Origin of the sequence: Pedobacter sp. Leaf250 (assembly GCF_920984735.1) — a bacterium.
Taxonomy (GTDB): Bacteria; Bacteroidota; Bacteroidia; order Sphingobacteriales; family Sphingobacteriaceae; genus Pedobacter.
This window is the reverse complement of sequence record NZ_CAKLBU010000006.1, coordinates 189467-213476: the sequence shown is the minus strand read 5'-3', so window position 1 is coordinate 213476 and position 24010 is coordinate 189467. Positions and strand designations below refer to the sequence as shown.

Below are 24010 nucleotides of genomic sequence, written 5' to 3'. Positions count from 1 at the left end.
TAAAAAAAAATGCAAAATCGCATATTACTCATTGATGATGATGAGCTTATCCTTAATTCATTAGAATGCTTTTTACAAGATGAGCACTATATCATTCAGAGTCATGATAGGATAGAGGGGCTCGGAGCCATCATTTCCAGCTTTGATCCAAATTTGATTATTCTGGATATTAAATTACACAATGCCGATGGAAGGGAAGTTTGCGATGAATTAAAAAACAGTCCTGAAACCGCAAATATTCCTATTATATTACTCACCGCACTTAGCTTTGAAGAGATTTCTATGATTGAATGTGGGGCCGATGCGATAATCGGAAAACCTTATCCGGGTCATGGTCTACTCTCAACCATACGAAGCTTGATAGCGGCTATAGAGAAAGCATAAGCAGCTATATTTCTTTAACCTCTGAATTCAAAAGAAATATTTCGAAGTGCTTTTTCTAGCTGAATAAACCGGAATAAGATCCCGTCAATCTTAAACTGATTTTACGATAAGTTGTCTTTCAATTGATTAGTAATTTTTTATCAAGATAGTCGACTAGATCTAGGGATGCGCTACAACAAAATATCAGTAATTTGAGCTGTCTGGTACTGCTGTATCGACTGCGATGGTTAGCCCTCATATGAGTATAATTATATAAAGCAAACTTTCGATAAAACCGATATTTAAAGCAAACCGGTCTTTTGCTCAAACTCAATGATCATTAAGATATATCTTTAAAATAATGTCCGAATGGAGTTTTGCTAAGAGCAATCGTTTCATTTTGGATTAAAGGTCAGTATGTTTTACTTTATATCGATCACTACAATAAGCTGGTAACTATTGTTATATAAATGTGTCATATGTTTTCCTGGCCTGGTCAGTTTGCTACGGAATCTATTTATCAATCGAGCTAAAATTTCCATTACATGTTATTTCAGATTTGTTAGAAGTATTGATACTAAAGGCTGTTAATATGACGTGGGATTAGCAGATGATCTAGAACAATTTTATCAAATTCGCTCACGATATTTCTTCGGAGTTGTTCCAAGTATTTTTTTTACATAGCGGGTAAAGAACGAACGGCTCGAAAACTCCATTTGATTGGCTATTTCGGAGATGTTAAGGTTCTTATTTTGCAATAGTATGATGATCCGCTCTCTTGCATTACGCTGTATCCATTTAGATGCAGTTATCGCGGTATTTACCTTGCAAATATAGTTAAGGTATTTGGGCGTAATATTCAGCTTGTCACTGTAAAACCGTACTTCGCGATGTGACATGCAATGTTGCTGTACCAATTGTATAAACTGTTCATACAATGTTCCGCTTTGAAGACTCCGTTTTCTTCTGTCTAACTCGTATTCAAAGATGTGCCACATTTCCAATAAGAAAATTTGCATTTGCAGTTTAAGTGCTTCATCATAAAACCGATGGCTGGTTTCCAGCGACATATCGTACAGCAACCTGAAATTTTTTAAGATCTTCTCTTTGTCTGTTCTATCCGGATGCAATATGGGATATTCTTTGGAATGTATATTGCTGTCGATGCTCGCCGTGGCACTCGGCAAACTTTTGGTAAGCAGATCGCTTTCGACAAACAAAATCGTGGACTTAAAACTTTTTGAAAAAAATAGGTCTGAAACATTTATTCCCGCCAGCCAAAAGATAAATTCGCCTTTTTTGCTCTGATATTTTTGGCCATTGAAGGAAAATCTTAAACTCCCACTTTGACAATAGATGTGTGTATGAAACCGGATATTAAAATCTTTAGGAAACTCACTTCCAGATACGGCGCTGCAAAGCATAACTTTTTGATTTTTTAACATATCGGTAATAATAGAATAATGGGTCAATAATAGGTAATATTTGACATTACTTGCGATATAAATGTAACATAACACCTTTAAATTCCTTTTAGCTTTGTTGCAATAAAAATTACTGGAATGAATAAACAAGATATTTTCGAAAGGTTACGCAATGGGGAAACTGTTTTACCAAACGACCCTGAAGCATATAGAATGCGTGAGGAGTCCTTTGCCACAAAGAAACTTTTAGTCCAAATGAACAACGCGACAGACCTTAATGAAATAAGAGGTTTATTGAGTCAGATAACAGGTTCGGATATTGACGACAGTGTTGCGGTTTTTACGCCTTTGCATATCAATTACGGAAAACATATCAAAATCGGTAAAAATGTATTCATCAATTTCGATTGCGTGTTTTTGGATCTTGGCGGAATTATCATTGAGGACAATGTTCTTATCGCTCCAAAAGTAAGTTTACTATCCGAGGGGCACCCAACTTCAAGGGAAGACCGGCATTCGTTAATTCCCAAAGCTATCCACATCAAAAAAAATGTCTGGATTGGTGCGGGTGCAACCATACTTCCAGGGGTAACTATAGGAGAAAATGCAGTCGTTGCTGCTGGAGCAGTTGTTTCAAAGGACGTCGCTCCAAGTACAGTTGTCGGTGGGGTTCCGGCTAAATTCATTAAAAACATTTAAGCATGAAAAAATCAATGCTTTTAGCGCTAAATGCAATCCTTTGTTTTGGTATCGTGGACGCACAATCAACATACACCTCGATACAGATCAAAGAAATATCAGCAAAAAGCTATACAACCTTTAAGGTAAGCGACATGATCACCCTGTATGCCGTAAGTTTTAAAAATCAATACAATATGCAGATAGCGGGACATCTTTTTGTTCCTAAAACTATAGATAGGAAAGCCAAGCATTCCGCCATAGTTGTCGGTCACCCTATGGGGGCTGTGAAGGAACAGAGCGCCAATGTATATGCCTCGAATATGGCGGACAGGGGCTTCATTGCCTTAGCTATTGATCTTTCATTTTGGGGGGAAAGTGAGGGTTCGCCAAGTAATGTCGTGCTTCCCGATATGTATGCAGAAGATTTCAGCGCTGCGGTGGATTTTCTTGGCACAAGGGATTTTGTAGATAGGGAACGAATCGGCGTACTCGGGGTATGCGGAAGCGGAAGCTTTGTAATCAGTGCCGCCAAGATCGATCCTAGGATGAAAGCAGTTGCAACGGTAAGTATGTATGACATGGGTTCAGCTAGCCGAAATGCGCTGAACCATTCGCAAAGCCTTGAAGAAAGAAAAAAAAATCAGGAAGGAGCCGCTGAACAAAGGTATACGGAATTTTTGGGTGGAAAGACTAGATATACAGGTGGAACTATCCACCAACTGGATGAGAACACCCATCCAATACAGCGTGAGTTCTTCGAATTCTATCGCAGTTCTAGAGGAGAATATACACCAAAAGGCGGCTCGCCAGAAACCACAACACATCCTACTTTCAGCAGTAATACCAAGTTCAATAATTTCTATCCGTTCAATGATATAGAAACCATTTCTCCCCGCCCGATGATGTTTATAACAGGTGATAAATCCCATTCCCGTGAATTTAGCGAGGACGCTTTTAATCGTGCAAGCGAACCGAAAGAGCTGGTCATCGTTCCAAATGCAGGCCATGTTGACCTTTACGATAAAACTGAACTGATCCCATTCGATAAGCTTTTTTTACCCAACATCTTAAAGAAAACAAATAGTAAAACACAAAATCCAATACCGATGAAAACATTATCAATAACCGCAATAGCTGCCCTGATGCTTACGAGCATCAGTTGCAGGGCGCAAAATACTAGCAAGGTAGATCAGAAAAAAATGAATTTCATTTTTCCGAAAGGAGAAATCGGCCCTGCAGAAAATTTCACTGGCATGGCCTGGACCTTCGCCCTTGTTAAAAATGATTCAGTCTACAACACCGTGGTTGGCAACGTCTTTTTTGAGCCTGGAGCAAGAAGCAACTGGCACAAGCATCCTTCGGGCCAGATCCTGATCATTACCGATGGTGCAGGATACCACCAGATCAAAGGACAACCGAGGCAGACCCTCAAAAAGGGAGATGTGATACAATGTCCGCCCAATGTGGAACATTGGCATGGCGCCAGTTCTGATATTGGTATGTTACAGCAATACATATTACCAAATACAGAAAAGGGCATCGTGACCTGGCTACAGAAGGTAACGGATGAAGAATATCTCGGGAGTAAATAAATAACTTCTAAAATGAATAACACCAAGTCTCTACTGACCATTTTTCATGGTGAGTAGCCTGATTAATAGTTACGCTGGGCACTGAAAGTACTGGCATGTTTCTTTACTTGTATCCTTAAACTCCGGTAGCATAGTTTTTTAAAAAAAAATGTTACCTGATACCTGAAATATTTAACGCTTATTTATTTTTTTACAAAATAATAGGTCAGCTTTGCGGAAGTGTAGGCTGGATCATTGTTATACGGCCCTTCGGTCGACCATGTCATTTTATTATTATCTATGGTGATCTTATAGGTCTCGGTTGGATTATTTGTAATACTGATGTAATTGATATTATTGTTATTATAGAAACTGTAGTTATATGTTCTTGTCCCCCTGGCATCAACACTTTTCGCGGAATTATCTCCAGCAAATTCCCAGACTTGTCCACTTAGAACGGGTTGATCTTCGGTTTTGGCAAGCTTCCCTGAGGCATCGTAATACTCAATTTTCCCCGCTGTGGTTATCCAATTACACGTAATTTTTACTTTAAGCGCTTCAGGATCGTTGACAACTGGATCAACCTGTGCATCTTTCTTGCAGCTAATCAGTAAAAAACAAAAAATAAGGGATAGCGTGTATAGTTTAGATTTCATAGAATAATTTTATTCAATAACGTTTTGTCGTTATAATAGTTTAGTATCGCCGTAAACATCAGGAGAAATTGTATCAGACATCTTTGAAGCATTTCGACGCCAGTAAGGCGAATACGAAATGAATGGTGTGGTCCTATATTCTAATGCTTTAAACCCATTTACTTATCCAATTATCTATTGTCTGAGGAAATCAAGTAAAATTTGATTAAAGAGTTTTGGATTTTTTAATGGTAAGTAATGGTCTTCACCCTTGACGATTTGCACGCTGGAACTTTTGATATGGGCGTGGATCAAGAGGGTATGTTCGGATTTAATCACATCAGACTCACCAGCCAGGATAAGTGTGGGAATGTTGATCTTATTTAACTCATCTTCATTTATCTGAGGTTCCTTCAATACCAACTGAGTGAGTCGCAACTGGTTGTTGGATGCTTCATCTTGAAGATTCATCAGGCTATCTCTACGTTTTTTAAACATTCGGACAATATCTTCCTTTATGGCCCTGGTGCCCGGAAAAATATTCGCACCCATCAGGACCATTTTATCAATTTTTTCAGGGTGTATCAAAGCAAACTCAATGGCTGTATTTCCGCCATCACTCCAACCCAGTAAACTCGCTTTTTTGATGTGGATGGAATCCATTACCGACTTTAGGTCATCGGCAAAAAGCCTATAGCTATAGGCCATCGTATCTCGGTTGATGCTATTCCCATGTCCCCGGGTATCGATGGCAATGACCTGGTGATGCTCAGATAGTGGTCCTATCTGCTTTCGAAACGAGATAATGCTCTCGCTGTTTCCATGGAGCAGAATCAATGGACTTCCTTTTCCATAGCTCTCATAATAGATTTCACCGTTTGCCACCTTGATGCGCTTTCCATTGTTGTTTCCGTACAATGCCCCGGATATCTCCGGATCAACTTTCGTTATCCCGTCCAGGTTTTCCTCCTGTTCTCCTTCCTTCACATTTTTGGTTCTACTGGTTGATACTTCCAGGCCAATAAGCAAATGGGAACTGGAAACTTTTTGCCACGTTGCCTCACTTTTTATTCTGTAGAGGCTTGAGCGCAGCGGACTGGGGAATGAAGGGATAAAAAATGCCTGCCTGCTCGTGTCCCCGGGTAAAGACTCAAGTTCAAGAATGGACAGGGAAACGGCAATTTCTTTTCTTCCCTTTATCTCGATCTGGTAAGGACGCAAATCTATGGTCTGGACCTTTGGCATTCCCTGCTCAGATGAGCCAGACACATCGAACACGACATCCTTATCCAGCAAAGAGTGATCGGGAATTCCATTTTTAATTCCATAAACATTCAATCTGAGCTTTATCTTTTTGAAATGTCTTCTGTTGATGCCGAAATTAAATGTTCTTAAGTAAACATCCGGGTCTATTTTAAGAATGGTCGCCTGTTCACGACCCTTTTCATCGCTGAATTTAGGTATATTCTTATACATTGCAGGAAAGAATACCAGATTTGCTGACCAGCGTCCATAGCTTTTCATTTTCCTTTGCCCGGCATTTATTTCTACGGTTTTGAGGTTTAGCGGCAACTCCTTTAAAGAAATGGTCGTGTTTCCATTGATGAGCTGTTCTGCATTCATTCTAGCGGTCTGGAAACCTATTGCAGTGAATATGAGCGAATCTGTTTTTGAAATTTCATTTGGGCGATAGCTTAACCTGTAGTTCCCTAATGAATCAGAAATGGTGCCGATAGCCTTACCTCTGATGCCGATACTGACAAATGCAAGGGGGAGTTTGGTGTCGGCATTTACGGTTTTGCCGGATAATTGACTTTCCTGGGCATGAGCTTTAATGTTAAATAAAAAAGAATGAGCGAGTGCTGTAAGCAGAAAAAACTTTAGAGTCGCGTATCGAAAAGGAATTTGTTTTTGCATTTTAAGGCCGTTTTCAATCAAGATGAGATCGAGACTAAAAAGGTTGCAAGCACACGTTTTTATATTATTTCGACATTATCATTCGCAAGGCGTTAACCGTTCAAAGGATAGAATAAACAAACTTTTTTAAAGTTAGTTCAATTAACTCGCAACTTATTTGTTGATATATGCATCATGAAAAAACTGTAGATTATGACATTGATCCGCAAAGAAGCTGCTGGATTTGGATATAGCTGAGTCACTTAAATCTTTCTTAGAGAAAACTAAATCATTGCGGGAGGAAAGATGCGGAGGACTGAAATGAGCGCATGACTCACTATTTTCCAAATAATCTGTATGACTAGTGATAGAATGATTCAATTCATTCGGCTAGTGTTAATTTGCAATGCGAATTGATTTACGGAGGTTCTTTAATGGAAAATTAATCTATGTCCTTAATGTCAAATCTGAAAAATCATTTATGGTAGATCAGTTTATCCACAATATCGATAGGTGGGCCATTTGGGTAAGCCATCATGATGTTAACTATAGATATACATTTGGTCTGGTTAATTTGGTTTAATTTTTTTAATACTCATAGAGATCCAGACACATGTTATTCCCCAAATGATCTGAGCCGGAAGCATTAAGGGCCTAATGAAACCACCTAGTGCATTCGATTCTTTGTAGATATATGGGACAAAATGAATATCTGGCGCTGTGTGCCAGTAAAGGTAATAGATCATGAAGGCTCTGATTCCAGTAATGAACATTACCGTTTGGACAATCGAAGCACTTGTTTTATTGTTTATATTCAACAATATGATCAGACCCAAGGTGATCGATGCATGAACAATCAACTCAATGATAATAAAGGCTACATGAACGACATTGTAAGTTGGGTGGTGACCCGGAGCGGGCGTGTGCAGGTAGGTTAAAAAATCGATGCATTCCACTAACAGGAACAGGGTGTATATCCCGTAAAGATAGATACCCCATTTGATGACAGAATGACCTCGTGAGATTGAGGTTTCTGCCTGCTGTTTAGGTTGTTCCTGGCTTGTTGCTCTGCTTTCCATGTCATATGATCATAAAGTGTTTTAAAATAGCCAGCCGGGGTTGACAGACGGTGCAAAGTATCCTGCAACTCCGGTGGCTGGAGAGACATTAACGCCATAGGTTTAGCACTAGGACTCGTGATTGGTTTTTGTTTCCCTTATGCTTGTTTTTCGTTTAGTTGGCGAAGTTGAATTTACCTTCAAACAATTTCCCTACAATTGGAAGGGGTTTAAGTACTTCGTTGTTGGCGGCGACTACCCCTAATAATAAAAACACCAGGCTTAACACACTTACAATAAGGGAAAGGACGTATAAAGAGGGAACAACGCTCACCACTACTGATATCGCAATTCCCAGGATAAAGGTTAAAATGATTAAACCTAATGATTGCCCTAGATGGTAATTTACCAAAGGGTTTTTGTCTGAACTTTTTTTGTACTGCAAGTAAGCTACCACCCATCCGATGATGGTAACATAAGCCAAAATGGCCATGGTTTTGTTTGACATAATAGATTTTTTTAGATTAATGAAATAAACTATTGTGACCAAAATTAGGCTCCCAATTGCTGCAATACAACAAAAGGCAGCCTACAATGTGTCTACTGATCAAAAATGGAGCGTCTACAAATCGTCTACAACAAATTCATCGATGCGTTGTTAAATGTATATTCGCTGAGGTTAAAGCCCGTCATTAAACTTTATTCCTATCTGATAAATGTTCAAGAAAGTTGCTATTCTTCTCGCCATCGTTACGTTTACTATTCACAAGTTTGCCGCTGCGCAAATGCTTGTGATCGATTCCTTAAATAATGTACTTGCAAAAGCAAGCCAAGGTGAGCGACCTGTTGTGCTGGCTGAATTGGCCCGCGCAAATTATGAGACTGATGTTAACAGGGCTATTGATCTGATTATGCAGGCTATAGCTTTGGCAAAAAAGGAGAAGGAAGAAGGTATTGCTGCTTATTGTTATGCTTCAGCCGCGCATCTTCTGATGAGGAAAGGACAGGAGAAACGGGCGGCAGCTTATATAGATAGTGCCATGCGCGCTGCAGGTAATTCGACAAATTCACTTTTCAAAGGTTATGTATGGCTCCGTAAAGGCTGGTTTGAGCTAAATAAAAATGAGAATGAGAAAGCCATGTCGGCATTTATCAATGCTGATAAATTACTGAAAGTCAGTGCTGACCGAAGGGCACTGAGTTATCGAACGCTGATAAATCACTATGCTGCGAGTATTTACGCTTATGGCAGTGACACCTTAAAACAGCATAAATATGCGGTTTTGGCTTTGCAGCTCTCTAAGATGAGCAGATATCCGGATGATGTGCAGATTGGCTACATGACTTTAGCACACAGTTTCTTTTCTGCTTTTGAAGTGCAAACGAAAAGAAGGATGCTTCTGGATTCGGCAGTTTATTACTACCGGAAATCTGCGGAAGTTTACCGCCGCAACCAGGATAAGATTTTGATTCAAAGTAATGCATCAGTGACCGCGCTCAACCTGGCGAATATCTATTTTAAGTATTTTCCGGAAGGCTTTAGGGACAGTGCCAATCGTTATGTCGATGATGCACTTAAAGTCGCCAGGAAAACCAATATGCCTGAAGTGATAGCCAATTGTTATGGTATCATGAGTGAATATGCGATGCGTAGGGGGGATTATCCAGCGGCAGAAAAATATTTGCTGACGGGAATTGCAGAACTTGATAAGGCCTTACCGGGGGTTGATATTACACGATCGCGGATGATGTTGGGGCTGTCGAAACTGGCGGAACAAAGCGGAGACTACCCTAAAGCCTTGAGTTATTATAAGCGTTACTCGGCGTATTACAGGAAGGTCTTTGATGCCCAGAAGCTTGCTGCTGTGCAGCAGGTGGAGGAGCAGTATCATTCGGAACAACGTGATCTGGAAATTGTAAGGTTACGTGAACGGGCAAATTTAAACCGGCAGATAAACTGGTTATATGTGGCTGTAGGTTCAGCAAGTATATTAGTATTGGCTTTGTTACTGGGTTTTTACCATTATAAGCTCAAAGCCTCGCAGCAGCGGATTTTGATATCGCTTCAGGAAAAACAGGAGGCGGAGTTACTGGCGTCTTTGGGGGAGCAGGAACGTGAACGGATTGCTGCTCAGCAGGCTTTGCTTCAGGACCGCACGGAGTGGCTGGAGCGTGAATTGTTAGCGGGTACGCTCAAGATTGAGGAAAAGAACACGATTTTGGAACTGCTGAAAGAGAAATCGAAAAGTATTGCCGATACGGCTACTAAAAGTATGGGACGAATGATCGCTCAAAACCTGCGGATGGATAAGGACAAGGCAGATCTGCAAAATTCGATTGGAGATATTCATCCTGGATTTTTCAGTGCTTTGCAGGAAAGGGCGGGTGGTGTGCTCACTAAACTCGACCTGAAATATTGCGCCTATATATTAATGGGCCTGGATAATAAGGAAATTGCGAACAGGCTGGCGATTGAGCCCAAGAGCATCCGGATGGCCAGGTATCGCTTAAAGCGAAAACTTGGTCTGCAGAAAGAGGAGAACTTGGATTTAGTCGTTCGCGCCTATGAGTGGAAAATCCAGTACAGATCGGGTTCGACTGATAGGGATTGATGATTTTAAAATTTTACCGTTGAATTTGATTAAAATCTTGAAACTTCACAGTCTTTAAATATTTCATGTATTAATTTGCAGTATATTATAAGCGTGGACCAATTAAATTTGTCTTAAGGCTTTTGTAAGCAATGCTGTTGTGGTTTTTAGTTGCGGGAGAACTTGATATAATAAATATCTGGAAAAGGGTTAGTTCAGGTCGTAGCCATAAGTTACCAAGATAAGACATTCGGTAAAGTTGTGCAAATATGAAGTGCCTGTTATCTCACATGCCCTCGCCGTTACCCTTCCACTTTTGTTCATATTTCCTGTTAATTATCTTCAATAGGTTTTATTCAAACTTTATTTGTCTACAGGATGATTATATTTTGTTTATTATATACAAACATTAGTTAAAATAGTATTAATAGATTTTCACGGGATGTTATAATTTTGGTTATTGACTAATGCAAAAGCGAACATGTTGATTCGTTAGCTCCTAACCAAATAAATATGACTATTTTCTACTTCATTTCAACTTTCTTTTCAGAAAAGCCCGGCTTTCGCCAATCGATTTTCATTGTATATATGTTGGACAAAATCACCATAAATTTCTAACATGAGGTTACATCTGGCAGATTTAATGATTTTAGTGTCTTATCTGGTGCTGATGGTCTTCATCGGCTGGTACTATAGGAATAAGGCCCGTTTAAATAAACAAAGTTACCTGATGGGGGGCAAGAAGCTGCCCTGGTATATGTTGGGGCTAAGTGATGCTTCTGACATGTTCGACATCAGTGGGACCATGTGGATGGTGTCACTGTGTTTTGTTTATGGTTTGAAAAGTATCTGGATTCCCTGGCTTTGGCCGGTGTTCAATCAGGTCTTCAATATGATGTTTTTGGCCAAATGGCTCCGAAGATCAAATGCGGATACCGGAGCGGAATGGCTGGCGACCAGGTTTGGGACTGTTGGTAAGGGCGTCAAGGCTTCGCACAATGTAACTGTTGTTTTTGCTCTGATCGGCTGCCTTGGCTTTCTGGCTTATGGCTTTGTGGGCCTTGGTAAATTCGTAGAAATTTTTATTCCCTGGCACATTGTGGAGCCCTATGTTCCGTTTCACGTCAGCGCACAGTATGTGCCTCACTTCTATGGAATATTGTTTACCATTTTTGCCACTTTTTATTCCATTCTGGGTGGAATGCATAGTATCGTGTTGGGTGATGTGATCAAATATATCATTATGACCATTGGTTGCGTTGCCATCGGATACATTGCCTTTACGCATCTAAGGGCATCTGACATAAACGTTCCCAAAGGCTGGGTAAATCCTTTCTTTGGGTGGAACCTGGATCTGGACTGGTCCAATCTGGTCAAGGATGCAAATAAAAAAATTGCTGATGATGGGTATGGTCTATTTGGAATATTTTTCATGATGATGCTCTTCAAAGGGGTTTTTGCAAGCTTGGCGGGTCCTGCACCCAACTACGATATGCAGAAAGTACTTTCCACCAGCAGTCCGAAAGATGCGTCCAAAATGACCGGATTTGTGTCAATAATTTTATTGCCTGTCCGCTACACCATGGTAATCGGCCTTACAGTTCTGGCGTTACTTTATTATAATCAATTGGACCTGAGTTCGCCCAACGGAACTGATTTCGAACGGATTCTGCCAGCTGCAATCAATGCATTTCTTCCAGTTGGAATACTGGGTATTGTTCTGACCGGACTGATGGGTGCGTTTATGGGTACATTTTCTGGAACATTAAACGCAGCGCAGGCTTATATTGTCAATGATATCTACTTAAAATATATTAAGCCAGAGGCAACAACCAATCAGATCATGACGATGAATTACCTGACGGGTCTGGTAGTTGTGGTGACCGGGGTATTTTTAGGTTTTTTTGCCAAAGACGTGAACAGCATCCTGCAATGGATTGTTTCCGGCCTGTATGGAGGCTATATTGCCGCAAATATGCTTAAATGGTATTGGTGGCGATTTAATGCCAATGGGTTTTTCTGGGGGATGCTGACTGGGATTGCCGGGGCACTTGTCTTCTCGCATTTTTTTAATGGGATCGAGTTCCTTTATTATTTTCCGGTTCTTTTTGCCATCTCTATGTTAGGCTGTATCATCGGTACCTACACCGCGCCTGCAACAGATGAAGATATTTTGAAAAGTTTTTACAGTACCGTCAGGCCCTGGGGTTTCTGGAAGCCGGTGGATGTTTTGGTGAAAAAAGATGACCCGGATTTTAATGAAAATAAAGGATTTAAACTTGATATGTTCAACGTAGCGCTGGGTATTGTGGCACAGCTCTGCCTGACTGTGCTCCCGATGTATTTTATCCTTTGGATGAAACTTCCCTTATTGATCACCGTTGCAGTGATTATTGTGATTGCGTTGATCTTGAAAAGGACCTGGTGGAATAGATTGGAAAACTAAAAATATAGCATTAGAAATAATATGGATTTTAACAAACGATTGGAAAAAATAAGCTCAAATTATGAGTCACTCATTACAAGGGAAAATAACATTAGTGAGTACACAAATGGCGTGTACCAGCGGTATCTGAATCCGGTACTTACTGCAGAACATGTACCTTTTAAATGGAAATATGATCTAGATCCAAAAAGAAACCCGTTTTTGATGGAAAGGATTGGAGTGAATGCAGTTTTTAATTCGGCAGCCATTAAATTTAACGGGAAGTATATCCTGATGGCTCGGGTGGAGGGAAGCGATAGGAAATCTTTCTTCGCAATTGCAGAGAGTCCCAATGGAGTTGATCAGTTTCGTTTCTGGGACAAGCCTTCAATCATTCCGCACAAAGATGGCGAAACCAACCTTTACGACATGAGACTGGTATCGCATGAGGATGGATGGATATATGGCGTTTTCTGTACAGAAAGCAAGGATCCGATGGTGTCAGAGGCGGATCAGTCTTCTGCAGTGGCGCAGTGTGGTATTGTCCGTACCAAGGACTTAGTGAATTGGGACCGCTTTGCAGATTTTAAAACCAACTCTGCCCAACAGCGAAATGTGGTGCTTCACCCGGAATTTGTAGATGGTAAATATGCGTTCTATACCCGTCCGCAGGATGGATTCATTGAAGCCGGAAAGGGAGGGGGGATTGCATTCGGTCTGTCAGAAACGATAGAAAACGCGGTGGTGGACCATGAGGTTGTCATTGACAAACGCGTCTATCATACTATTTATGAGGCGAAAAACGGGTTGGGTCCTGCTCCGATAAAAACCGGTAAGGGATGGTTGCAAATGGCTCATGGTGTTAGAAATACAGCAGCAGGTTTACGTTACGTGCTATATCTTTTTCTGAGTGATCTTGAAGATCTGACAGTTGTTACACATAAACCCGGAGGATATTTTATTGCACCAGAAGGCATTGAAAGAACTGGGGATGTATCAAATGTTGCTTTTTGTAATGGGTGGATTGCGGATGAGGACGGAAAGGTCTTTATTTATTATGCCTCATCGGATACGCGAATGCATGTAGCAACCTCTACGATAGATAAATTGCTTGATTACGTAATCAATACGCCTCGGGATGGTTTGAACAGTTCATCCTCGGTATCGGAAATATGTAAGCTTGTGGATAGAAATGAGCTCATCACCGATCACCATGCCCTGGTATAATAATATTCATTAGCCCAGCAGTCTTTGGTGCGGGTGTTAAAATGCTATCATAAATATTTTTTGATGAAATTGAATCCCGATCAAACTTCAGCGTCTTGTCCTCCCTAGATTATAGTTAGAGTCCAGTATGACTAATTTATGCGCCGATGGCCTGAAAATTACTTTTTCAGGTGAATCCTTGGTAATTTCTAATTCTAAATTGATGTATAATGTCTATTGTTTGGGTTGATTTTTTTCGAATCAGATCCCGATACGACTTAATTTTTTAGGTGGTTTGCTTGTTCTGAGGAAGTCTTAAGGAGTAGGGATAGAGAATTTTAATTATATTTTGTTAAAAAAGTATTAATACATCTGTCAATTGAATTCATAATATTGTTCTAACAATTTGTTACGGCAAAATCAAACTAACCAAATTTAACTGTATGAAAAGTTTTTTACAAACTACAAGCCTGTGCTTAATTTTTCTGCTGTTGCTGATCCATTCTGGATTCGCCCAGCAAAAAACTATCAAGGGTGTGGTAAGCGATGAGAAGGGACTTCCTGTTCCGGGTGTGTCGATCATGGTCAAGGGCACGCAGCAGGGCACTTCCACCAACGGCGATGGAGGGTATACGATCAATGTTCCTTCAGCCTCATCAATGCTTATTTTTAGGGCAATAGGCTATGCCACCAGAGAAGTTGCCGCTACATCCTCGGTTTTAAATGTCAGTATCAGGGTAACTACCGGCGATCTTGACGAGGTTGTTGTCAAAGGCTTCGGCGCCCAGCAGAAGAAAATAACAGTCACGGGTTCAGTTTCGACCATTTCAGGTAAAGACCTGGTATCGACTTCTGTAGCCAATGTTTCCAATATGCTCATCGGTAATGCTCCGGGCGTAAGTGGTCTACAGCAAAGCGGTGAACCGGGCAGAAATGGATCAGCGATCTATATCCGGGGCGTGTCCACCTATGCCGGCAGTACAGATCCGCTGATTGTAATTGATGGAGTACCAGAGCCTCCGGAACAGACATACTCCAGGCTGAACTCTATGGATGCAAACGAGATCGAGAGTTTGAATATTTTAAAGGATGCCTCATCAACGGCCGTATATGGTGTCCGTGGAGCAAATGGCGTAATTATCGTAACGACCAAACGGGGAAAGGTCGGAAAACCGGTGTTAAGCGCATCAACCAATTTTGGTTTTACAACTGCTGCAAACCTGCCTAAAAATGTCAGTTCTTATGATTTTGCGGTCATGAGAAATGAGGCCATCAGGACCGAACAGAGCACTTATGGCGTATCTGCCTTTAATGATCTTATTTTTGATGCAAACGATTTATGGAAGTTTGCCAATAATAGGGATTATTTGCCTTCAGAGGTTGCGGCTTATCCGGGATTGAATGATGCACAGAGAGCGGCCCTGAATGCCAGTCCGGCACTGTACTATTCCAGCAGGGACTTATTTAAGGATCAGTTTGGAGGCCGCGGACCCCAGCAGCAATTTAACCTTAATATTGCCGGTGGAACGGAAAAAGTAAAATATTATACCTCCCTGGGCTACTTTTCCCAGGGAAGTATCCTGCAGAACACAGACTATTTCGGGGCCAATACCAACTCTACTTATAACAGGTATAACTTCCTGTCCAATTTTGATATCAATGCTGTTAAGAATCTCGCGATTTCTGTAAATCTTTCCGGACAATTTGGTACCACCGTTGGGCCCGGGATAGATGGAGGTACATCTTTGGGTGACCGCTATAAAATCATTATGCAGTATCTATATGATACCAATGCGATGATGGCCCCTGGTATTATTGAGAATAAACTGATCAACAGCATCGCGGGCAATCCCGGAACACCTTCCAATCCTTTGGGACGTAAGATCGGTAGCTTACTGGGCAACCAGAATTCTATACGCAATCTTCTGGCAAGCGGATCGGAAACCACTTATGATTCCAGGTTAAGCGGGCGTATAGGCGCAAAGTACACGATGGACTATCTGACCAAAGGTTTATCCCTCCGTGCAAATGTAAATTACGAAAACAACTATAGTAAAGCCACCACCTACAGGGTGACGCTGCCTGAATATTCTGTTCGTAGAAATCCTGTTGATCCTAATGTTTTGGATTTCTTTGGGGGAGAAAGGACTTCTTCAGGTACTTTTAATCCTAATCCAAATCACAACAGTGTGAACAGGACCTTTTATGTCGATGCAGGTATCGACTATGCCCGGACTTTTGGCAGCCATAATGTAACGGCCCTGGTTCTTGGCAATGCACAAAAATATTATCTTCCTTTCGATAATTTCAATACCCCGTCAGGCAATATGGGATTGGTAGCAAATGTTGCCTATAACTATAAAGAAAAATATCTGGCAGAGGTAAGTGTGGGTTATAATGGCACCGAGCAGTTTGCAGAAGGCAGGCGGTTTGGCCTTTTTCCAGCATATTCTGCAGGCTGGGTGATGTCCAATGAATCCTTTTTTCCAAAAAATGATTACTTCACTTTCTTTAAGATCAGAGCATCTTATGGTCTGAGTGGATATGATAAAATCGGTGGCGACCGGTACGTGTATCTGCCAAGTACTTTCGTCATCAATCAACCCGGTTATTATTTTGGTAACGGCGATGGTTCGGTGGCCAATACCTTAACTCCTGGAACAAATGAGAGTAAATTAGGCAATCCTGATGTAACCTGGGAAGAAGAAACCAAAAGAAACCTGGCCATAGAGGCGAAATTTTTCAAAAACAGGCTTTCTCTTATTGTAGAAGGGTTCAAGAATGATCGAACCAATATTTTCACCCAACCTGGCACCATACCTGCAACCTATGGCGTATCTGCGGCAAATGTGCCCCGGGCCAATCTAGGTATCATGAATAACAAAGGATATGAGGTTAGTCTGGGATGGACCGAGTCAAGGGGCGATTTTAGTTATAATATTAACGGGTACCTGAGCTATGCGAAAAATAAGATTGTATTCAATGCAGAGGCACAGAATCCATATCCATGGATGAATACTGCTGGCTATAGTTTTGGCCAGTACAGAGGTTTTGTCTCTGACGGATTTTACAATACCCAGGAAGAACTTAACAACAGGCCCAACCTAACCTACAATGGAAATCAGGCGGCCCTTGGCGATATCCGCTACCGGGACATCAACGGTGATGGTCAGATTGATGCCAGTGACCGTGTTCCGATTGGTTATACCAACCGTGCATTATATGATTTCAGCCTGAAAACCGGCGTGACTTACAAAGGATTTGATTTGAATGTACTATTTATAGGGAAAAGCAAAGGATCCTTTAACATCAATAATGGAATGAACCACCCCTTTGTTAAAAATGCCGGAAATGCTTTCCAATGGCAGTTTGATGGAAGGTGGACACCGGAAAAGGTTGCCAATGGCGAGAAAATCACCTTCCCGAGGGCGACGATGAGCGGATCGGCAAGTGAGGCCAACAACTATCAGAACAGTGACTTTTGGCTGATTTCCAACGCATTCAAGAAATTGAAGAATGTAGAAATCGGTTATAGCTTCAAAAATTATGAGTTTCTTAAAAAAGCACACATCAGCTCACTTAGGATATATGCAAACGGAAATAACCTGCTGACCTGGGACAATGCCTTTGATGAAATTGATCCTGAACAGACTGATAGCGGAACCTCTTATTTATTCCCATTGACAAGGGCTTTTATTTTCGGTGCGAATATTCGCTTTTAATCCATTAATGATCCATAGGATATGAAAAAGATAATTTACATAATAGTTGGCATGGTTGGGGCAATAAGTCTTTACTCCTGCCAAAAGGAATTTTTGGAAAAACCTGAGACCACGGGAAATACCACAATAGAAACAGTATTTGCTTCATCTGTTGAAGCGACAAAGGCCCTGGCCAATGCCTACAGAACCTCACTTTGCCAGGGGCTGTTTGACAACGGTGGAACGAATATCGGTAATGGAACACTCTCTGGAATTTCGGGTGAATGCATGCCTGGCGAAACATGGGCAGATATTTATGCAGCTTACAGTCTTGCTGGATTAACTTCTGAGCGCAGTACAGATAACTTCGCTACAAATTATGTTGCCATTCGCCGAAATCTCCTGATCATCGACAATATTGACAAGGTTCCGGATATGGATGCCACAACCAAGGGTTATATCAAGGCCGAAATGACCGGGCTGATCGCTTACCGTTACCTTGGTATGTTTATCCGTTATGGCGGGGTGCCTATTGTGGATAAAACATTTGTCTCTTCTGACGATCTGGCTGTTCCACGTGCAAGTTTGCAGGCAACTTTGGACCACATCGTTAAATTATCTGATGCGGCCTATGCAGGATTGCCGGACAGTTGGCCCGAGAAATCAATAGGCCGATTGACAAAAGGGGTTGCGCTGGCGATCAAATCAAGGGCGCTACAATATGCCGCGAGACCACTTTTCAATTCAGCCACGCCATACTTGAGTATGGGGGCAAACAATAATATGATCTGTTTTGGCACTGCAAGTCTGCAACGGTGGACCGATGCGGTTACAGCAAATGAAGCAGTAATAGCCTGGGGCAAGGGACATTCGACCGACATCATCAATACAGGAGGTGGGACAAATACCGCAAACCCAAATGCACTGGATGATTATGGTACGGCAACATCGACACCGAATAACAGGGAAGTGCTGCTGGCTTATAAAGTGGATAACATTGCCAATAACGTTAAAATGTTCAAATTTTATATCCCTGTCCGCGGATCCAGTGGCCGTGGTGGAACGGACATTAATAATGAGCGTTACCTCACCGATAATGCAGGCATGATTACCAATTTTCTAAGGATTTATTACAGAGCGGACGGCGCCGATCAGGACTGGCCTAAAGTGGGTGACAGTCCAAGACCTTACACTGATTACAACTCCCGCATGCAGCAGATGGAAGCGAGGTTCAAGGCAGACAATTATGCCCATGGTATTGATGCCTGGAATAATCCTGGAAACTCGGTCTGGTCGTATGACAACATCAATTCTGGGGTGAATACCGCTGGATCTGGCAAAGGGGTTGCGCAGAGTACCAAATTTTACTACAAGGCAGGTACACGCTCCTGGTTTGAATGGCCATTGTTCCGGATGTCGGAATTCTATCTGAACCTGGCTGAAGCATATAACGAGCTGGGCAATACCGCAAAAGCACTGGAGAATTTAAATGTTGTACATAACCGGGCAGGCCTGCCATCCATCACCGAAAGCGATCAGACCAGGCTTAGGCTATTGATCCAAAGAGAATGGAGCATAGAGTTTTATAAGGAAAACAGAAGGTATTTTGATGTAAAACACTGGAAACGTGCCAATATAGCAGCCGGTGTAATCGGTGGCCAATATGAAGAGTTTAGATTTACGTTTTTACCAGGCAAAACCAATCCGGCAATCACTTCAGATATTGTGAGTTATTTCAATGCCAATACGCTGAGCCCATTCTGGAACCCTAGGATGTACCTCGAACCGATCCCCCTCTCGGAGATCAACAAACGCATATTGGTACAGAATCCGGGATATTGATCCTATATAAACCGACAATTTAATTAATGAGGAAATGATTAAAAAATATTTCAATGGCCTATTACTATTCAGTGTATCGCTTTTGGCTATTCCTTTCAGGGGATCGACCCAGGACACTGTTAAAGTTCAGCTTATTTCAAAACAAGACTCATCCAGGATGATCGAGCCAGGCAGGTTCCTGAAAGTAAATAAAATAAATTCTACAGCAGCGGTATCAACCGTTTATGGCGAATCCCTATATGCCACCCCGACCATGAATTTGACCAATACACTTTATGGTAGGCTCAATGGACTAAGTGTGAATCAGGGCTCTGGTGAACCAGGATATGATAATGCTTCACTTGGGATACGCGGGATTGGATCCATCGCGACCTTGTCTTCCAGTGGTTATAATACCTTTAAAGTTTTTGTGGATGGATTCGAAACCAACCTCAATTATTTCTCTTACCTGTCTGCGGCAGAAATTGAGAGCGTATCTATTTTGAAAGATGCGGCAGCACTGGCAACTTTTGGAATGCGGGGCGCAAATGGTGTGATTTATGTGACGACCAAACGGGGCAAAATCGGCAAGCCTACTATTCAATTTCAAACCCGAACGGGTCTTCAGCAGGCACAGAATATTTATAAACCGTTGGACGCTTTTGGATATGCCTCACTATATAATCAGGCGATCAGCAATGATAGGGGCAGAGTCTGGTCTCCAGCCTATTCTGCTGCCCAGCTTCAATCTTACCAAAATGGAACCGGGACGAATGTGGACTGGTTTGATGCTGTTTTGAAAGATCATGCCCCTTATACGGATGCTGATCTGACTTTCAATGGGGGAGATGACAATGCCCGTTACAATATAGTATTGGATTACGCCAGACAGCAGGCATTGTATGATGTAAAACAGACCGATGCGACTTCAAATGCAATTGTCAAACGCTATAATCTTCGTTCCAACCTGGATTTCAAGATGTTTGATATTTTTGAGGCAAAAGTTGATATTGGTGCCCGCCTGGAAGATCGCAAGGCACCAAATTTCAGTGGAGCAACTTTATGGCAGAACCTGGCCAGGTATCCATCCAATATTTATCCTGTTGTTGATCCAACCGGAAATTATTCCGGAACTACGCTTTATCCGGATAATCCTGTTGCGTCCATCAATTCTTTGGGATGGTTTTCTTCCCACAGGCGAATTCTGCAAGGAAACTTTTCACTTAAGGAACGGCTGGATGAATTAGTTCCGGGTTTATATCTAAGTCAATCTTATTCATTTAACAGTTATTCCCAAAGTAATTACAGTAAAACCGCTGATTACCCCAGATTTTTCAATGGACAACCAGGCGGACCAACCAATGTACTGGTTCCTTTGCGTGCAACTGGCATGAGTCCGGGCGGGCAGGAAGATTGGAAGCAGTTGATGGCGAGTGTGGGTTATGACAAGGTGTTTGGAAAACATCAGATTCAGTCTGCAGTCAATTATCACCAGTCAGATTTTAAAAATGACGGGGGTGTGGGTGCGTATATTTATCATTACCAGAACATCAGTGGCAGGGGAAACTATGTGTATGATAACAGGTATGTTGCGGAATTCGGCTTCTCCTATTTTGGAGCAGACGGTTATGCTCCCGGTAACAGATGGGGTTTTTATCCATCGCTTTCAGCAAGCTGGATCATTTCAAATGAAGGCTTCTTGAAGAACAATAAAGTGTTGAGTTTTGCAAAGCTTCGTGCTTCAGTTGGAAAAACCAGCAACATGGATTCAGAGACGCAAAACAGCGGCCGCTTCCTGTATCAGCAATATTATAACAACAGTGGTACATTTTATACCGGAAACGCCAGTTTAACCGGCAATACAGGTCTGATACAGAATGTATTGGCCAACCCGGATATATTTGCCGAACAAAGTATAAAGTATAACCTTGGTGCAGCGCTTACGCTGATCAGCAAAATAAATATCAGTGCAGATGTTTTCCTTGACAAAAGGAGCGGGATCATCTCCCGTGACAATACCATCACAGGAATTTATGGAACGGTCAATAGTTTTGCCAATTTAGGCGAGGTGACTAATAAGGGTTTCGAGGTGTCACTAAACTTTTCTGATAAAAAAGGGGAAATAGGTTATGGTGCCTGGGGACAACTCGCCTATAACAAAAACAAAATCGACTATTTTGCCGAGATTCCACAGCCTTATGAATATAACCAGCAGACCGGAAGATCCATTGCGCAGAATTATGGGCTGATCTCAACCGGATTCTACCAGTTGACTGATTTTAATGGCAGTGGAACACTTTTGAGTGGTCAGCCTGTACCTGCTTTTGGATTGGTACAGCCTGGAGATCTGAAGTATCAGGATCTTAATGGCGATAATATCATAGATGAAAAAGATATCTCATCTGTCGGAAAGTCACTATTTCCAGAAATTACCTATTCTTTTGGCGCAAACCTGAGTTATAAAGGGTTTGATTTAAGTACATTGTTCCAGGGTGTTGGAGGTTCTTCAGTCAATATATTGAGTGCTGCGCCCATTCAGGTACAGGCTTTTGTTGGAAACGGGAACGTCTTTCCATTGGCACAGGGCGCCTGGGCATACTATCCCGAACAGGGCATCGATACCAGGGCGACAGCTACATATCCGCGTTTGACAACAGCAGCGAACAATAACAACTACAGGGCAAGTTCTTTCTGGGTAAGAAACAGGGCATTTCTACGCCTGAGGAATGTAGAGCTTGGCTATGCTTTCAATGAGAACTTCACCAAAAGAATCAGCCTGAAAAACCTGCGGTTATTCATCAATGCGGTAAACCCGCTGACATGGAGCAAACTAAAAGACGAAACAGGATTGGATCCGGAAACTTTAAGTGGCTATCCGGGAATCAAGTCTTACAACGCAGGTCTTTCTGTTACATTTTAATCATTTAGAAAATGAAAAATATCAAACCAAAATATTTAGTAATGGGATGCATGCTGGCTTTAGTGGGCACATCGTGTAAGAAGAATTTTCTTGATACCCAAATGGATACTCTGCCGACTCCTGAAACGATTCAGACAACCAGAAGTTCACTCACTGGGTTTGCGAATGCATTCTATGCGCCCATAAACAATTTTGTTGGATTCAATACCCTTGACGGCAGTTTTTTTGAAGCCGCCACCGACGATGCCCAGCAGACGGTGACATTTGCCCAGGGCGTAATACCTTTTAACCAGGCTACGCTTAGTGAAGCAAACCCATCAACTGAGGTCAATAAATACTATGCAAGCTACGAAGGCATCCGGGCTGCTAACTTTTTCCTGGACTATTCCAGGAACTGGCGGGCAATGATTACCCAAAACAGAGATACAGTGACTGATGTCACCAATTATAACAGGGACAAGCTGTTTATTGCAGCTTACCGTGGTGAGGCACATATTGCCAGGGCTTTCTACTATTCTGAACTGATCAAACGTTATGGTGGCGTTCCGATCGTCACAAAAACACTCCAGCAGGCAGGTGATGATCTAACAGTAGCCAGGTCAAGCTATGATGATGTGGTTAGCTATATCGTTTCGGAAATCGATACGTATAAGGACAGCGTGGTGGTAAACTGGAAAACCAACGGTTTTTCTGATCAGGATGGACGGTTCTCAAAAGGTTCTGCTCTGGCTATTAAAGCCAGGACATTATTGTATGCAGCCAGCCTGCTTCATAATCCAGGCAATGATCCGTCAAAATGGGCAAAGGCGGCAAGTGCAGCACGTGAAGTGATGACCACTGCGGGATTGGGTTATGCACTGCATACTGGCGGTTACGGGAATTACTTTCAGGGCAATAATTCATTGAATAGTCCGGAAACCATTCTGGCAATCAGACGCACCGCATCAAATGACCTGGAACGGGCCAATTATCCTATTACCACTACAGGTGGAGCAAGTGGGGTTACCCCTTCGCACAACCTTGTTGCCGAATATGAACTGAAGGGTACTGCTGATCCGGCAAATATTTATGCCAACCGGGATCCACGCCTGGCAGAGACAGTAGTTTTAAATGGCAGTACCTGGAACGGAAGGACTATCGACCAGTCTCCTGGAGCATTTGACAACATGTTCAAATCCAATACCAGCCGTACTGGCTATTACATTAAAAAATTTCTTGCACCAAATTTAGATTTGGTCAATAATGCAACTGCCCAGCATCAATGGATCGCTTATCGCTATGCCGAAATCCTGCTAAATTATGCTGAGGCCATGAATGAGGCTTACGGTCCGGACGCCCTGGGCCCTGATGCCAATTCTACCCTCTCAGCAAGGCAAGCGCTGAATCTGGTTCGTGCACGTACAGGGGTAGCAATGCCAGCGGTGACCGCAGGTGGAAAGGACAGTTTTCGTCTGGCCGTGAAACATGAAAGACGCATCGAGCTTGCTTTCGAAGATCATCGTTATTGGGACTTGCTAAGGTGGAATGATGCTGCGAGCATACTCAATCAGCCTGTTCAAGGGGTGATGGTTACAAAAAATGCGAATGGTACCTTCAATTACGCTGTCAGTAATGTGGCGACAAGAATATTCAGGTCACCGGCAATGTACTATCTGCCTTTTCCAAGGGCAGAAGTGGTTCGCTCCAATGGTTCAATAGTTCAAAACCCAGGCTATTAA

15 protein-coding genes are annotated in these 24010 nt (G+C 42.0%); 10 read left to right on the top strand and 5 right to left on the bottom strand.

Annotation, left to right across the window (positions count from 1 at the left end; genetic code table 11):
• Positions 1 to 9 precede the first annotated feature (9 nt).
• Complete coding sequence (locus tag LUA91_RS07325; protein ID WP_231425377.1) at positions 10 to 384, top strand: response regulator transcription factor; 375 nt, start codon at positions 10 to 12, stop codon at positions 382 to 384.
• 608 nt (positions 385 to 992) lie between these two features.
• Here the strand turns inward: LUA91_RS07325 and LUA91_RS07320 are convergent.
• Entirely contained in the window at positions 993 to 1808 is an 816-nt protein-coding gene (locus LUA91_RS07320; RefSeq protein ID WP_231425376.1) for a helix-turn-helix domain-containing protein, read from the bottom strand.
• Between the two features lie 117 nt (positions 1809 to 1925).
• Here LUA91_RS07320 and LUA91_RS07315 point away from each other — a divergent pair, with 117 nt between their 5' ends.
• Positions 1926 to 2486, top strand: a complete 561-nt coding sequence (locus LUA91_RS07315; RefSeq protein WP_231425375.1) for a DapH/DapD/GlmU-related protein — start codon at positions 1926 to 1928, stop codon at positions 2484 to 2486.
• A 2-nt stretch (positions 2487 to 2488) separates the two neighbouring features.
• Positions 2489 to 4060 carry a cupin domain-containing protein gene (locus tag LUA91_RS07310; protein ID WP_231425374.1) on the top strand — a complete coding sequence of 524 codons (1572 nt, stop codon included), beginning with the start codon at positions 2489 to 2491 and terminating at the stop codon, positions 4058 to 4060.
• A gap of 182 nt (positions 4061 to 4242) precedes the next feature.
• On the opposite strand, the gene LUA91_RS07305 is transcribed toward LUA91_RS07310, so the two are convergent.
• The 4 genes from LUA91_RS07305 to LUA91_RS07290 form a co-directional block, all read right to left on the bottom strand.
• Positions 4243 to 4695 carry a hypothetical protein gene (locus tag LUA91_RS07305; RefSeq protein WP_231425373.1) on the bottom strand — a complete coding sequence of 151 codons (453 nt, stop codon included), beginning with the start codon at positions 4693 to 4695 and terminating at the stop codon, positions 4243 to 4245.
• Positions 4696 to 4869: 174 nt separating this feature from the next.
• On the bottom strand, positions 4870 to 6591 hold the full coding sequence (locus LUA91_RS07300) for an alpha/beta fold hydrolase (protein ID WP_231425372.1): 1722 nt from the start codon (positions 6589 to 6591) through the stop codon (positions 4870 to 4872).
• 548 nt (positions 6592 to 7139) lie between these two features.
• Positions 7140 to 7649, bottom strand: a complete 510-nt coding sequence (locus LUA91_RS07295; protein ID WP_231425371.1) for a hypothetical protein — start codon at positions 7647 to 7649, stop codon at positions 7140 to 7142.
• 154 nt (positions 7650 to 7803) lie between these two features.
• Positions 7804 to 8136, bottom strand: a complete 333-nt coding sequence (locus LUA91_RS07290; protein ID WP_231425370.1) for a DUF4870 domain-containing protein — start codon at positions 8134 to 8136, stop codon at positions 7804 to 7806.
• A gap of 208 nt (positions 8137 to 8344) precedes the next feature.
• Here LUA91_RS07290 and LUA91_RS07285 point away from each other — a divergent pair, with 208 nt between their 5' ends.
• The 7 genes from LUA91_RS07285 to LUA91_RS07255 all read left to right on the top strand — a co-directional run bounded on the left by LUA91_RS07285 (position 8345) and on the right by LUA91_RS07255 (position 24010).
• Positions 8345 to 10240, top strand: coding sequence for a LuxR C-terminal-related transcriptional regulator (locus LUA91_RS07285; RefSeq protein WP_231425369.1), 1896 nt, complete (start codon positions 8345 to 8347; stop codon positions 10238 to 10240).
• Positions 10241 to 10838: 598 nt separating this feature from the next.
• On the top strand, positions 10839 to 12665 hold the full coding sequence (locus tag LUA91_RS07280) for a sodium:solute symporter family protein (RefSeq protein ID WP_231425368.1): 1827 nt from the start codon (positions 10839 to 10841) through the stop codon (positions 12663 to 12665).
• Between the two features lie 21 nt (positions 12666 to 12686).
• Positions 12687 to 13871, top strand: a complete 1185-nt coding sequence (locus LUA91_RS07275) for a glycosidase (RefSeq protein ID WP_231425367.1) — start codon at positions 12687 to 12689, stop codon at positions 13869 to 13871.
• Between the two features lie 422 nt (positions 13872 to 14293).
• Positions 14294 to 17572: a TonB-dependent receptor gene (locus tag LUA91_RS07270; protein ID WP_231425366.1), complete on the top strand. Its 3279-nt coding sequence runs from the start codon at positions 14294 to 14296 to the stop codon at positions 17570 to 17572.
• A gap of 21 nt (positions 17573 to 17593) precedes the next feature.
• Positions 17594 to 19393 carry a RagB/SusD family nutrient uptake outer membrane protein gene (locus LUA91_RS07265; protein WP_231425365.1) on the top strand — a complete coding sequence of 600 codons (1800 nt, stop codon included), beginning with the start codon at positions 17594 to 17596 and terminating at the stop codon, positions 19391 to 19393.
• Positions 19394 to 19427: 34 nt separating this feature from the next.
• A complete protein-coding gene (locus LUA91_RS07260) occupies positions 19428 to 22292 on the top strand; it encodes a SusC/RagA family TonB-linked outer membrane protein (protein ID WP_231425364.1) in 2865 nt (954 codons plus the stop codon).
• An 11-nt stretch (positions 22293 to 22303) separates the two neighbouring features.
• A complete protein-coding gene (locus LUA91_RS07255) occupies positions 22304 to 24010 on the top strand; it encodes a RagB/SusD family nutrient uptake outer membrane protein (RefSeq protein ID WP_231425363.1) in 1707 nt (568 codons plus the stop codon).